This window comes from Paenibacillus sp. UNC217MF, assembly GCF_000686865.1.
GTDB classification, from domain to species: domain Bacteria; phylum Bacillota; class Bacilli; order Paenibacillales; family Paenibacillaceae; genus Paenibacillus_B; species Paenibacillus_B suaedae.
Window position 1 is genome coordinate 376865 of sequence record NZ_KK366029.1, and the last position, 14388, is coordinate 391252.

Sequence of the window (14388 nt, forward strand, 5' to 3'; positions counted from 1 at the left end):
AGACCAAGACCAAGACCGAGACTAAGACAACGATCGAGACCGAGACCGAATCCGAATCCCCAGTCATCTTTCTATGATTTGTTTCTTTATGTTTAACTGGGCTTAATTTCTCCGCTGGTTCCCTGTTTACTCCAAGCACGCTGGCGCTTGCAGCTGCAGAACGCGGCGGAGCACCCGGATGGTGCGAGCGGCGATGTCATGCACATCGTCTGGCGTGGCGCATAGCGGCAGCCAGAAGTAGAGGGTGTCCCCGAGCGGGCGGAGGATGAGTCCATCCTCGAAGCCCGCCTCGTACATTTGCGCCCCGATGCGCTGCTCGGGAGCAAATGGTTTGCGGTGTTCGACATCCTCATATAGGTCGAACGCCGCAACGAACCCGAGCTGCCGCACATTTGCAACGTGTGGCAGCTCGGCAATGCCGCGCATCGCCAAACTGAGCGCGGCAATGGTGTCCTGCGCTCGTTCGAGTGTATGCTCCTCCTCGAACAGGCGCAGGGAAGCGAGGGCCACGGCGCACGCCACCGGATTGCCGGTGAAGCTGTGGCCGTGGAAGAATGTCTTCTGCGCCGCGTAATCATCGTAGAACGCGGCGTAGATGCTGTCGCGGCACAGTGTAGCCGCGAGCGGCATTATGCCTGCGGTCAGCCCCTTGCTGAGACACATGATGTCGGGGCTGACCCCGGCGTGCTCACAGGCGAACATCTTGCCCGTTCGCCCGAACCCCGTTGCGACCTCGTCCGCAATAAGGTGGACATCGTACGCAGAGCACAGCTCGCGCAAGCCTTGCATATAAGCGGCAGGCGTCATGATCATGCCGCCAGCGCCCATCAGCATCGGCTCGACGAGGATGCCCGCGAGTGTATCACCCTCGCGTTCGAACAGCTCGCGCACCGGCGCTAGTGCCGCCTCCGCGACCTCCCGCTCGCCAATAGGGCCGGATATGCGAGCAGTGCGCATATCCGGCGCGGGCACGCGGTGGGCATGGAACAGAAGCGGCTTGAAAAGTGAATGGTAGAGCGGAACTCCGCCCACACTTACCGCGCCCAATGTATCACCATGATAGCTGCCTTCCAAATAAACGAACTTTGTCTTCAAAGGGCGGCCGATCTGCTGCCAGTATTGGAAGGACATCTTAATAGCCACTTCCACAGCAGTCGATCCATTGTCCGAATAGAATACCTTATTTAGCCCCTCGGGGCTAAGCTGGACAAGCTTCTCCGCCAGTTCTATCCCTGGGGCATGAGTTAAGCCGCTGAACATAATGTGATCGAACTGATCCAACTGCTCGGCAATCGCGGCCTTAATGCGTGGATGCCCATGTCCGTGAAGGTTGCACCACCAAGAAGACACGGTGTCGTAATAGCGACGCCCTTCTGCATCGTATACATACATGCCCTCCGCACGTTCAATTAACACATGATCACGATCGGCATACTCCTTCATTTGTGTAAAGGGATGCCAGACATACGAACGATCCTTATGTAGAAGAGATTCCCGTTTTTCTGTTTCCATCTCATTTCCAGCTCCTTTGTAAATAACGAACGCTCTGAATCTTTAATGTTAACCAATAATATTAAATAAAGGTTAACATTAAAGATTCGGCAGGGCAAGAACTTTACACGAGGGGGAGTGCAGCAATTTTCATCAACAGGAGAGCATTATCTGAAGAGAGATACTATCTGCAGGGAAACTTCATCAACAGGAGAGCATTGTCTGAAGAGAGACACTACCTGCAAGGAAACTTCATCAACAGGAGGGTATTGTCTGAAGAGAGACACTATCTGCAGGGGGATTTCCTCAACAGGAGGGTATTGCTTATAGAGAGACACTGTCTACAGTGAAACTCCGCTTATGGAGGACATCGTCAGCAGTAGGAAATCGTCAGCAGGGAGACGCCGTCTATAAGTACTCCGTCTACGGACGGAGCAGCTTATTCACCTGGAGAACGAATATAAGATCCATCGATGGGCGCTTGTTGCTACCAAACCCGTTAGGTATTATTTACCATATAGGGAGGGGTGTAACGTGAATCCTGTTATTTATGAACTCGACCATGTGAGTCAAATGTATAAACGCGGCAAGGTGAAGGCGAATGTAGATATTTCGCTGCAAGTGCAAGAAGGTGAAATATTGGGGGTGCTTGGCCCCAATGGAGCGGGCAAATCAACCCTGATCAAGCAGATGATCGGACACCTGAAACCTACAGAAGGAAAGGTGCTATTCAAGGGTATGGATGTATCGCGCCATACGAAATATGTGGCACAGCAGGTTGCCTATTTCTCGCAGGATCCGCATGTTTTGTCTGTGTTGAAAGCACAAGAAGCGCTGGAGTTTACCGGGCGCCTGCGAGGGATGACAAAATCGGACGCCGTAAGACAGTCAGCGGAGTTGCTGGAGATGGTAGGATTGTCTGACTTTCGCGATAAGCAGCTAAAGCATTTGTCTGGAGGGCAACGGCGGATGATTGGCATCGGGACTGCATTGATCGGCCGTCTTCCAGTCCTTATTTTCGACGAGCCAACGAATGAACTGGATCCCACGAACCGCCGACTCGTATGGAATTTAATTAAGGAACGCAATCGTGAAGGGGCGACCATTATCCTAGTTACGCACAACGTGCTTGAGGCAGAGCAGGTAGTAGATCGGGTTGCAGTGGTCAATCATGGACGCTTGCTGGTAATTGATGCGGTCGCCAAGCTGAAGCAGAAGGTCGATCAGCGGCTCAAATTCGAGCTGACCACGGAGTTTGGCCGCCGTGAGGCTGCCGAGCAGGCTTTGAGACAGTGGGGGCAACTTCATATTGATGGCGAGAACCGACTTCGTTTGCTCGTAGACAAATCAGAAGCGAGCCTTGTGCTCGATTATATTGTTCGTTCTCCTCACTTGCCGATCGAGGAATACGCGGTAAAGCCGCCAAGTCTAGAGGATGTGTATTTCCATATTGATCGTCAAGCAGAGCAGGAGGTGCAGGATGTATGAAATCAGAAGCAGCAAGCAGATCTGATATCGTCAGCCAGTCTGCAGTCAAATCAGCAGTCCCATTCGCAGGTACAAGAGGAATTGGGCGGAAGTTGACAGAGTTTATAATCCTAACCCGAATTCAATACGCCAACATTCGAGACACATGGGTGTGGGTTCTGTTGATGTCAACAATGTTTCCATTTACAACCATGCTCTTCATGATTTCTTTTACTGACAATCCGAGTCATGAAGCTTTGATCCGGGTCATTGCCGGCAACCTCATATTCGGTATTATCGTAACGGGGATGAACTCGATGGGGCAGGAGATATCGTGGCAGAAGCATCAAGGTCATTTTACGTACTACTTGTCATTGCCGATATCTAAGCTGAACTTCGTAATTGCCAATATGCTGAAAGGCTTAATGAGTGCCCTTCCGTCCTTTGTATTGCTTGCATCATTTGGGAAATGGGGATACGGCATTGATTTTCATATTACATGGGCGCTGCCGATTGTTGTGCTATTGTCCTTGACCAGTGTTGTTGGCGTCGGTGTAGGCATCGGGTTCTGGTCGCCGAATCATCAGCTGACAAATATGCTTGTGCAGGCGCTGATGATGTTCGTTACATTTCTGTCGCCCGTCATGGTCGATATGCATCAGCTGCCATCATTATTGCAGGGGGTGGCCTATATTTTTCCAACCACATATGCGGCAGAGGCGATGCGGGGAGTACTTTTGACTGGATGGACAACAGATGTCATGTTGAACAGCATCGTACTGCTGGGGTACAGCATAGTATCGATTCTTGTGATTCATTTCTTGGTGAAATGGCGTGTAGGCGAATAATTGATTCTGGAGCGTATGTGGGCGCTGTCAGCCGTTATAGGTTGGGCAGCGCCTCTTGCATGTGATACAATTACCGCAAGATTAATTTCATGTATATATCTGGAAGCGTTGATCTGCAATTGATCGGTTGAAGCCGCATGGAAGGAGAGGATCAGGATGATACATGGATTAGGGCATGACATCATCGAAATTGAGCGTGTCAACAAGCTGCTGCATGATCACATCGGTGTACGATTTATCGCTCGTATACTAACAGAACGCGAACAGGCCGTATATGCGACCAAGGGAGGAAGGCAGGTCGAATTCGCCGCTGGCCGATTCGCTGCCAAGGAAGCGATCGTGAAGGCGTTTGGAACAGGAATCGGAGAAGTGATCTCCTTCCAAGACATTGAGATATTGCCGGATCAGCTTGGCAAGCCGATTGCCCGATTGAGCAAAGCTGCTTGGAAGCGGCTCGGCTTGTCCAGCAGCGAATATCGCATTCATCTTAGCATCTCGCACCAGCCGAGCATTGCGTCGGCACAGGCTATTGTAGAATGGCGTACGTCAGATACATAGTGGAATGGGGGAGTAAGATTATGGCGCCGGAAGAAGTGCTTCTGGAGGTATGTGACTACATCGGGTGCGACAGGTCGGAATTGCATATAATTGGTGGTTACGATCTTAATGTATACGAGGCAGCTATTGTAGGGAGAAGTCCTGTCATTATAAAGCTATATGAGCATGGAATTCATAATACGGCACATATTCAGTCTGAAGTTGAATGGGTGCAATATCTTCATGAATACGGCATTCCGGTTGCAGCACCGCTTTCTTTAAGAGGTCAACTTGTTCATTCCCTGCCAACTCACTTTTTTACGATATATGAGAAGATATTAGGCCAACGAATCCAGATCCATGATGAGCAAGTGTGGAATGAACGCTTATTCAAGGATTGGGGGGCGGCCCTTGCGCAGATGCATGCGGCTTCAGAAGCTTACGATGGATCTCCTCTTGTCCGTCCGCATTGGAAGGAGCATGCACTGTACCAGCAAGAGCATCATCAGCTTGATCCTACTGTGCGGAGCAAATGGGAGCAGTACTGCAAATGGTTGTCTGAACAGACGGTTACCCCCGAAGAGTATGGAATTGTTCACGGCGATCTTCATCAGGGCAATCTCCTGATTAAACAGAATACCCCAGTTATCATTGACTTCGGAGACAGCGAATACCATTGGTACGCATATGATGTGGCGATCGCCATCTATCATGCTGTCTCCACTGTGCAAGCTCCAGAAGAACGGCGAAACTTCGCCGAGCGCTTCCATGATGCAATGATGGAAGGTTACACAAGCCATCGCTCCACGAGGCTTATTACACCACGATTGAATGACTTCATCGATTATCGACATGTATTTTCCTATGTGTATCACCATACTTATGCAGACTTTAGCAAGTTGACGGATCAGCAGGTTATCTTTATGCAAAATATGAAACAGTCCATCGTCCAGCAGGATCATTTTTTAGGATTCGCACTTGCGTAGCAGTTAAGTGGAGAGTTCGGAGTGTGTATGCTTGATTCGCCATGTCCACGTACAGACCCTGGTTGTACGTCCGTCCTTATTTTCCAGTTCGAACGTTGAGGAAGTTCATCGTTTCTTGGTTACTACATATCTCGTCAAGGAGAAAGGGGAATCCTTGGTGGTCACCAATTACGTGAAGGGAACCATTCAGGCGTCGGGTGACCTTCAGCTAAGCTTTAGTGGCTATACAGAGGATGTGGTGAATGAAGGGCTTCGAAGCAGTTTGTTCACTCTTGGCGAGCGTAGGGAGTCGCGTGTTCCATTACTGAGCGAAATAGGGGAATCGGCCGTCGACCATTTGTATGATAGGCAGCATGTGAGCGGGAGCGGAACCTTTTCACCAGGATAATAATAAACAGCGTAAATAGAAAATGGGGTCCCGACAAGGGTACCCCATTTTTATGTAAGAGTCTGCTAAATACTGATAAGCATGAAGCGTTCATTAGGCCTCAAGAGCGTCTACATATTGCTTCGCCTCTACGAGCGACAAGCCGAGCACTTCTCTCGCCTTTTTGACTGCAGCTACTTTCTTGCCTTCGCGTACAAGCTGAAGCACCTCGTCTTGAACAGGGTGTCGAGGCAGGCCGACTTCTTGGGCGATGTGGTCATAGCTTACCTGCATTGCCTTGATGCGTGCCTCCATGGCGCTTACCTTGTTGTACACAGATAAGCATACGAATAACGTGATGAGTGATATCGTGATAGATAGGTATTCCATTCGAACATCCCCTTTCGATCCCCATATATCTGTTATCTATTATCTATTATAGCTGAAAGGATAGGCTTCTCAAAGCAAAACGGCTTATTGCCGTCCTTGCTTACTATGAGGTGTTCGTATGTTGGCAATACTCATCGAGCACTTATCTTATAGGGTTATCGGCCTCGAGGGGGAAGAGGCTACTTCTTGCTGGCGAGCCAGTCAGCAATTTTGTCGATTTCTTCTTTTTCCAGACGTCCGCCTTGGGCGGGCATGAGTTTGCCGCCATTTTCAATCGCATTCGCAATCTCTTCCTTCGTCAGCTTGCTGCCGATCTTTTGCAGGTTAGACTCTGGCCCCATCATCCCTTGCATTTCATTGCCGTGGCATTGCATGCAATTGTTTTTATACAGGGTGACTACTTCCTCTGGGCCTTCTAGTGCAGTTGATTTTTTGGCGTTTCCTGAGCTGCTCTCATTGCTGCTATTTGCTCCTCCGCCGCATCCGGCAAGCAGTCCTAGCAAGGCGATACCGGCGACAATTGGGATGAATCGTGTGAACATTCGACGTTGTGGCACTGATGATGCCCTCCATTCTATTGGGACATTTCTATATGAATAGTATAGAAATTCCAGCACCTCTCTTGCAAGCGCTGGTGTGGATTGTTGGCAGAACGTTCACAACTGGTTCCCTTCATGTATAATGGGCAAGGAGACTGCGCTTATAGGATGAATACTACCTACTAGAGACAAATCAATAGACAAGAGACAGGAGGCCGTCATGGACGAGCAAAAGAGATATTTCAGCCGCGAGCTTCTGCTCTGGTATCGGGCGAATAAGAGGGATCTGCCTTGGCGGCGTCAATCGAATCCCTACTACACATGGGTATCCGAAATTATGCTGCAGCAGACGCGTGTGGAGACGGTAAAGCCGTATTTCGAACGCTTTATTGGGAAATTCCCTACCGTTGAGGCGCTGGCAGATGCACCTGAAGAAGAAGTGCTGAAGGCATGGGAAGGGCTCGGGTACTATTCCCGGGCGCGTAATTTACAGACTGCAGCACGAGAAGTGAAGGAACAATACGGCGGACAAGTCCCTAATGACAAGGCGAAGGTGTCCGCGTTAAAAGGCATTGGGCCATATACATCCGGTGCGATCATGAGCATTGCCTTCAATCGGCCGGAACCGGCAGTGGATGGCAACGTAATGCGGGTGCTGTCGCGTTATTTCCGCCTGCATGATGATATCGCGAAGCCATCGACGCGTGTTCATATGGAGCATTTGGCACAGGAACTTATTCCGGAGGGCTGCGCATCCGATTTCAATCAGGCACTAATGGAGCTCGGCGCGCTCGTGTGTACGCCAAAATCCCCGTCATGTCTGCTCTGCCCAGTTATGGAGCATTGTGAGGGACGCATGGCAGGAGAAGAGCTTATCCTGCCGATCAAGACAAAAGCGAAGCCGCCGAAACCGGAGCTTCGGTATGCGGCATTGATTGAGGGAACTGGAGAACATGAAGGCAAGGTGCTTGTCCGTCAACGTCCAGATACCGGCTTGCTGGCGAAGATGTGGGAGCTGCCGCATATTCTCGTACCGAAGCAGGTGGGCATCGTCGGGATGAGCGACGCTGAGTCGTATGCGATTCTGCATCATTCCTTGCAAGCGGAGGGGGTAGATGTTGCGCCCGTTGAACACTGGATGGATGCAGAGCATACGTTCAGCCATATTCATTGGCAAATGCGCGTGTACCGCTGTAATCTTCGCAATCTGCAGCCGAAGGACAATACCGTATACAAATGGGCAGGTCCAGAAGAGATGGAGGAGCTTGCTTTCCCGAATGTATTCGTGCGATTGTTAAAAATCCGCTTTCAGTAATCCATTTAGTTACTTTCGTGACATTTATTCTGGTGTAGATTTTAAAGATTTACTAGACAAATTAAAGGGTGCTTGCCGTTTAGGCGGAAGTTCCCTTTTTTTCTATTTCGTAAACGTTTACAATGGTCACGACAACATTGTGGAAGCGTTACCAAAGTTAGGAGAGACTTCGGATACGCTTGTTGAGGCATTGGATTTGTCTATACAACATCAAGAGAAAGTCGTCACTTTGGAGGGGATTCTAATGAAACGATTGAAACCGACTATACTTTCCCGAGGTCAGATAAAACGCAAGTTTGCCTTGATGCTCAGCACAGCGATGATTGCTGGATCGCTTGCTGGCTTCGCTGGCCAGGCAGAGGCTGCGCAGCCGCATTCCTCGTATTGGTACCCGGATACGCTATTGTCGTGGTCGGCACAGACAGACAAGGATGCGGCATTCAACCGCAGCTCCGTGAAGCTAGACACTTCTCGTGTACAAGGAGCGAAGGTGAACCCAAATGCGAAGTCAGACGCCAAGGTCATGGCGCTTGCATCGATGTACAAAAGTACGAGCGGTGCACCATCGCAAGGCAATGACAGCTTCCATGGCTACGCGTTCAGCTACTGGCAGTATGTTGACAAGCTGATTATGTGGGGCGGATCTGCCGGGGAAGGCTTGATCGTTCCTCCAAGTGCGGACGTAATTGATGCAGCGCACAAGAATGGCGTACCGGTATACGGCACCGTATTTCTTCCACAAAAGGAGCACGGCGGTAAAATCGAATGGATGCGTGATCTGATCCAGCAGCGTGAGGACGGTACGTTCCCTGTTGCAGACAAACTGATTGAAGTCGCGAAATACTATGGCTTCGACGGCTGGTTCATTAACCAGGAGACACAGGGCGGCACGCCGGAAGATGCGCAGAATATGCAGAAGTTTTTGAAATATTTGCAGAAGATCAAGCCTTCCAATATGGAAATCATCTGGTATGACTCCATGGTGAAGGATGGCCCTGTGAAATGGCAGGGTGGACTGACGGACAACAATAAGATGTTCTTCCAAGATGGGGAAGAGCGAGTAGCAGATAATATGTTCATCGACTTCCGCTGGCAGTTCAAGAAGGAAGGCAAGTACGACTACATAACGCCATTCCAGAACTCACCGAAGGCAGCTGAGCAATTGAATCGGGATCGCCATGAGCTGTTCGCAGGTATGGATTTGGAAGGCGGCGGGGGCTATCAAGGGGAGTACAACTTCCCGGTATTGTTCCCGGAAGGACAGGACGCGGTGACATCGCTTGGCTTGTATCGCCCAGACTGGGCGTTCAATACAACTAAGACGAATGACGAATTCATGAAGAAGGAGCAGCGTCTGTGGGTAGGCGATAGCCTCGATCCGTCCAAGACGAAAGCGAACGATTGGGCATGGCGTGGCATTGCGCATGATATCGTAGATAAGACGGTCATTACGAAGTCTGACTTCGTGACCCATTTCAATACAGGTAATGGTACGCAGTTCAGTGTATTCGGCAAGAAGGTCCGTGATCGTGAATGGTTCAACCGCAGTCTGCAGGACGTTCTGCCGACATGGCGCTGGATGGTTGACGAGTCTGGACAGAAGATTGCACCAAGTTTCGACTTCTCGAACTCCTTCTATGGCGGCAGTTCCTTGAAGCTTCAAGGCAAGGTAGCAGAAGGAGCCTCTTCGAATGTGAAGCTGTACAAGACTGATGTAGAGGCGACAGCTGCTATGCAAATGACGCTGACGTACCAGTCGAATGCACCGGAAGCCGCTGATCTGAACATCGGTGTTGCGTTCGAAGGAGCACCGGATACATATACGTTTGTGAAGCCTTCTGATACGAAGGCAGCTGGCGCGAAGGGTGACTGGACACAGGCAACTTATGACTTGAGCCCATATGCGGGCAAGAAGATTGTTGGCATATCCGTTCAAGTGGAAGGCAAGGCCAATGACAATCTGTACTTGGCACACGTAGGGGAGCTTGCGATTCGCGACATGAATGAGAAGCCGGCTCCAGTAGGTCAAGTATCGGATGTTCGTATAATTGAAAACGATGTCCGTGACGGCATTTATGCAGACGCTCGCTTGACGTGGACAGCGCTGGGCGACGATGTGCAGTATTACCAAGTCTATCGTGTGAAGCCGGACGGTTCCCGTGAATTCATGGGCGCAACAGGCAACAACTATTACTATGTGTCTGAAATGAAGCGCGGCGGCGACATGGAGAAGACGACGCAACTAGCAGTCGTTCCGGTGAATCGTCACTATGAGGAAGGCCGCGCGGCAATGACTTCGTTTGACTGGCCTGAATATCCGTCCCCTAAGGCAGACTTCGAGGCGGATAAGACGTTCGTAGCGCCAGGTGAGGAAGTACAGCTGACAGATAAGTCTTCGGAAGTGACAACAGAATGGGAATGGAGCTTCCCAGGCGGAACACCTGAGACAAGCAAGGAGCGCAATCCGAAGGTAAGCTTCGCGAAGGAAGGCACGTATGAAGTGAAGCTGACTGCGAAGAATGCAGTCGGTGAAGATGTAATGACGAAGTCGCAGCTCATTACGGTATCCAAGGAAGCAGCGTTCCGGGCAGAGGATCTGGCTAAGGGTGCGAAGACAGAAGCGTCCAGCTTCGTCAATGACAGTGAAGCGCCGCAGTTCGCTGTTGACGGCGAGATGCATACGAAATGGTGTGCAGTAGGCAATGAGAAGCACTGGCTTAAGGTGGATCTGGGCAAGGCGTATGATGTAACGCAGTTCATCGTACACCATGCAGAGGCTGGCGGTGAATCGGCTGCCTTCAATACACGCGAGTTCACGATTCAGCTCAGCATGGACGACGAGAATTGGACGGATGCTGTGAAGGTGACGGACAACGAGAAGGGCACGTCCAAGCACGCGATTGCTAAGACCAAGGCTCGTTATGTTCGCCTTAACGTTGAGAAACCAACCCAAGGCGGAGATACAGCAGCTCGTATCTACGGCTTCGAGGTGCAAGGCATTAAGAATGTAGCTGCTGAATAATCGAAGATTCGAAGATGGATAAGAGGGTCTTCCCCATAGTCGACGATGGTCGGCGTGGGGGAGGCCCTTTTTATGGCCATAATGATTGTTGGGTGGACAACCTCTACTTCGATTGCTTCCGGTGTCAGGCTAGAGGAAGATAGAATAGGGAGAATTGTTGGTTCATAGTGTGATGGAACAGGTATGCAAACGGGTGAAAAAATAATGACATTATATTTATGTTATATTGGATAGGGAAGACTCCAATGAAGATGACATGTACTTTAGGGAGCGGCGTTAAATGAAGCGAGAAGCTTCCCAATAGAACATAGGAAATAATAGAGAGTAGACCGCGATTAAGATTTCAAGATGTGTAAACCATCTGCCAGTAAGATGGTTGATAGCAATTACCAAAGAGAAAGGAGTAGAGAGATGGCTGAACGCATCATTTTACCTTTTGGAGATCCGATATTGCGCAAGCGCTGCAAGCCAGTTACGGAGCTGAATGCGCGTACGATATCGCTGCTTAATGATTTGAAGGATACCCTGTATGCTGAGAAGGGAAGAGCAGGACTTGCGGCACCGCAAATTGGGATTTTGCGACGTGTTGTCGTCATGGATGTCGGAGAGGGCTTGATTGAATTGATTAACCCGGAGGTCATTGAGACGGCTGGTGAGCAGGAAGGGATGGAGGCTTGCTTGTCTTATCCTGGGTACTACGGTAGAGTGAAGCGGCATCAATATATTAAGATAACAACGATGAACCGGGATGGTGAGACGGTCACATTGGAGGCTGAGGATTTCTTTGCCCGCTGCATCCAGCATGAGATGGATCATTTGGATGGTGTGCTGTTCATTGACCGTGTAGAGGATGATTATCTTGTCCATGGAACGAATCATCAGCATATGCCGCTGTTTCATGCACTTCGGCTGACATCCCCAGAACAGCGTACCTAAGGGGAGTAGTCAGCAGTTCCCCATCTATCTCAGTTATGTACCTGTGATACAGAAAAGCCATTGGATGTTGGCCGAACCCCCTTTTGAAAAGGGAAAATTAGGGGGGATTTTTATATCAGGTATTCAAGTGCTTCAAGATTGAGGATCGTGATGTTCTGAACCGGATATATAGTGATACGGAGAAGGGCATCCAAGAAGAGCATAAGGCCAGATATAAGGAGCGGGAAGCTGAACATAGGCCTCCGGAACCATCGGAGAAGGAATGGATTCGGATTCGAAATGGAGAGCTGCTTCGAGTTGTACTCACTAGTGAAGATGGGGGGCATATGCTCGGATTTACCGTGCAGGGATTGTGTTATGAATTAGTTGATGATCTTATGATTATGATGGGGATTCCTCAAGGGGAAGAATGTTCACTGAACAACGAGTATTATGTGCACTATCTTCAATTACTACAGCGGCAGGGTCATTTATAAGGCGATGACGAAAGGGGAGGTCGGTGCTCAGCACTGCCCTTTTTTTTGTATAGGCGGTCTTCCACTTACACAATTCGGCATGTATGTACAGAAGTGTAAGAGAGTCCATGGAGTGAGCAATTGCAAGCAATTATTATCGAATGAAGAGTGAGGTTCTGCAGTGAGCAGAACCTCTATTTGTTCGCCACCAGCACTCTGATTATATGCCCTAGTGTCTAGTGTCTGGCCTTATGCATTCTTATGCAGTGATCTTGTCCAGTATCATGAAGGCCGCTCCGATCGCAAGCGCCTCGTCACCGTAGCTGCCCTTGCTGAACATGACCTGATATTGCGGATAATGATAGGTTTTGCGAATAGCTGTTTGTGTTGCGGTATAGAAAAATAAATCATTCGCGTTCATGAGCGGTCCGCCAAGCACCACTTTCTCTGGATGGAGAACGTTGAGCAGGTTGGCTAACCCAATGCCGAAATAAGTAGCAGCCTGCGTTACAATCTCGGTCGCCAGTGGATCACGCCGCCGCAGCGCCTCCATAATATGCGCATATGAAATGTCGGAGCTTGCCCCCGCGATCTGCTCAAGCAGACTGCGGCGACCCATTCGGACGAGTGCGTTCGCTTCGCGTTCTATGGCGTATACGGTGGCATATGACTCCAAGCAGCCGTAGTTGCCGTTCCCTGTACGTGGGGGAATGCCATCTGCCTGAATGATCATTTGCCCAAGTGAGCCCTCCATGTCGACAGCCCCATAGATAAGCTTGCCTTCGGACATCATCGCGGAACGGAGCCCAATGCCGACATGTACGTACAGCATATGCCGGACATCTCTTGCTCGATTGGCCCACGCTTCTGCCCGAATTGCGGTGTTCGCCCCATTATCGAGCATGACAGGCATGTTCAATTGTCGTTCCAAGTCATTGACGATCGAGACATTCTCCCAGCCTGGAGAAGGGAAGAAGCTAGGCTGCAAGATGACACCTTCGAATCGATCCAGCGGACCGACGGCGCCGATTCCAAGACCGAGTACCTTATCTGGGCTGAGCTTATGCTTGCCCGTCCAGTGCTTAATCTGCTTCGTTACTTCTGCCAACAAGTATTCCGGTGTCATGAGTGCAGTCATTTCCCATTCACATGTATCGAGCTTATTTCCGGCCATGTCCAGCATGACGAGGCGGGAAGAGGTGCGGGAGATATCAAGGCCGAATGCATAGCCGTAATCAGGAACGACTCGGTATAGAATCGGTCTGCGTCCCCCAGTCGAAGCGCCAAACCCGCATTCAGCGATGAGTCCAAGCGCAGTTAGCTCCTCCAATACACGAGTCAGTGTGCTGACCGTAAGCCCGCTGTATTGGAGCAAGTCCAGCTTCGAGATTTCATCGGTGCGTCGAATGAATTGAAAGATTTCCTTCGCTTTGGAGGAAGGAATGTGTTGATCCAATGATTTATCCATATATAACAATCCCCGCAATTCCTGACAATAGGATGACGGCTATCGGATGGAGCTTCAGCTTCATCAGCGCAAGCAGTGCACAGGCGAAGATTGCGACTGGAATGAATGATGATAATGTCCACTTCGCCGTGAGCCCAGAATGCATCGCCATGTTGACCGCCGCATAGGCGATCAGTGCGATTACGGCTGGCTTCATGCCGTCAAGTGCAGACTGCACCCACTGATTATCATACACGCGGTAGAAAATAGTGGCAATAAGCAGCATGATGATTGCAGATGGCAGGATAACTCCAAGCGATGCAGCAATACTGCCGATCAAGCCAGATGCAGTATACCCCACATATACGGCGCTGTTCATTGCAATAGGGCCTGGAGCCATGCCAGCGAGTGTGATTGCTTCCGTATACTGCTCTGCAGTCATCCAGTGATGAGACAATGCTTCGTGTTCAATAACCGGAAGCATCGCATATCCGCCTCCGAAGGAGACAAATCCTAGTTTAAAAAAAGTCCAAAAGAGTTCCCATAACATGGTGCATCCATCCTTCTTGTTCGATTATGGGAGGCTAA

General features: G+C 50.0%; 13 protein-coding genes. 8 read left to right on the forward strand and 5 right to left on the reverse strand.

Features of this window, described 5'->3' with window-relative positions:
- Positions 1 to 126: 126 nt before the first annotated feature.
- Positions 127 to 1512, reverse strand: a complete 1386-nt coding sequence (gene bioA, locus BP95_RS0126015; RefSeq protein WP_028533597.1) for an adenosylmethionine--8-amino-7-oxononanoate transaminase — start codon at positions 1510 to 1512, stop codon at positions 127 to 129.
- A gap of 513 nt (positions 1513 to 2025) precedes the next feature.
- Between bioA and BP95_RS0126020 the strand changes: the two genes are divergently transcribed.
- The 5 genes from BP95_RS0126020 to BP95_RS32160 all read left to right on the forward strand — a co-directional run bounded on the left by BP95_RS0126020 (position 2026) and on the right by BP95_RS32160 (position 5717).
- Complete coding sequence (locus BP95_RS0126020) at positions 2026 to 2979, forward strand: ABC transporter ATP-binding protein (RefSeq protein ID WP_028533598.1); 954 nt, start codon at positions 2026 to 2028, stop codon at positions 2977 to 2979.
- A complete protein-coding gene (locus BP95_RS0126025; RefSeq protein WP_028533599.1) occupies positions 2976 to 3806 on the forward strand; it encodes an ABC transporter permease in 831 nt (276 codons plus the stop codon). The genes BP95_RS0126020 and BP95_RS0126025 overlap by 4 nt, the downstream gene beginning before the upstream one ends.
- Before the next feature lie 156 nt (positions 3807 to 3962).
- The gene (gene acpS / locus BP95_RS0126030) at positions 3963 to 4364 is read left to right on the forward strand and encodes a holo-ACP synthase (RefSeq protein ID WP_028533600.1); all 402 of its coding nucleotides are present in this window, start codon (positions 3963 to 3965) and stop codon (positions 4362 to 4364) included.
- A 20-nt stretch (positions 4365 to 4384) separates the two neighbouring features.
- Complete coding sequence (locus tag BP95_RS0126035) at positions 4385 to 5329, forward strand: phosphotransferase enzyme family protein (RefSeq protein ID WP_028533601.1); 945 nt, start codon at positions 4385 to 4387, stop codon at positions 5327 to 5329.
- Between the two features lie 115 nt (positions 5330 to 5444).
- Positions 5445 to 5717: a hypothetical protein gene (locus BP95_RS32160; protein WP_231515202.1), complete on the forward strand. Its 273-nt coding sequence runs from the start codon at positions 5445 to 5447 to the stop codon at positions 5715 to 5717.
- 93 nt (positions 5718 to 5810) lie between these two features.
- Here the strand turns inward: BP95_RS32160 and BP95_RS0126045 are convergent, their stop codons facing one another.
- Both BP95_RS0126045 and BP95_RS0126050 read right to left on the reverse strand, forming a co-directional pair.
- Positions 5811 to 6086: a hypothetical protein gene (locus BP95_RS0126045; protein WP_021256150.1), complete on the reverse strand. Its 276-nt coding sequence runs from the start codon at positions 6084 to 6086 to the stop codon at positions 5811 to 5813.
- A gap of 179 nt (positions 6087 to 6265) precedes the next feature.
- On the reverse strand, positions 6266 to 6643 hold the full coding sequence (locus tag BP95_RS0126050) for a c-type cytochrome (RefSeq protein WP_081819979.1): 378 nt from the start codon (positions 6641 to 6643) through the stop codon (positions 6266 to 6268).
- Positions 6644 to 6845: 202 nt separating this feature from the next.
- Between BP95_RS0126050 and mutY the strand changes: the two genes are divergently transcribed.
- The 3 genes from mutY (at position 6846) to def (ending at position 11898) form a co-directional block, all read left to right on the forward strand.
- A complete protein-coding gene (gene mutY, locus BP95_RS0126055; RefSeq protein WP_028533604.1) occupies positions 6846 to 7940 on the forward strand; it encodes an A/G-specific adenine glycosylase in 1095 nt (364 codons plus the stop codon).
- A 244-nt stretch (positions 7941 to 8184) separates the two neighbouring features.
- Positions 8185 to 10962: an endo-beta-N-acetylglucosaminidase gene (locus BP95_RS0126060; protein ID WP_028533605.1), complete on the forward strand. Its 2778-nt coding sequence runs from the start codon at positions 8185 to 8187 to the stop codon at positions 10960 to 10962.
- Between the two features lie 411 nt (positions 10963 to 11373).
- Positions 11374 to 11898, forward strand: a complete 525-nt coding sequence (gene def / locus BP95_RS0126070; RefSeq protein WP_028533606.1) for a peptide deformylase — start codon at positions 11374 to 11376, stop codon at positions 11896 to 11898.
- 714 nt (positions 11899 to 12612) lie between these two features.
- On the opposite strand, the gene BP95_RS0126080 is transcribed toward def, so the two are convergent.
- Together BP95_RS0126080 and BP95_RS0126085 are read right to left on the reverse strand one after the other, a co-directional pair.
- Entirely contained in the window at positions 12613 to 13821 is a 1209-nt protein-coding gene (locus BP95_RS0126080; protein ID WP_028533607.1) for an ROK family protein, read from the reverse strand.
- Positions 13814 to 14350 carry a chromate transporter gene (locus tag BP95_RS0126085; protein WP_021256143.1) on the reverse strand — a complete coding sequence of 179 codons (537 nt, stop codon included), beginning with the start codon at positions 14348 to 14350 and terminating at the stop codon, positions 13814 to 13816. Before BP95_RS0126085 ends, BP95_RS0126080 begins: the two co-directional genes overlap by 8 nt.
- Positions 14351 to 14388: the final 38 nt, after the last annotated feature.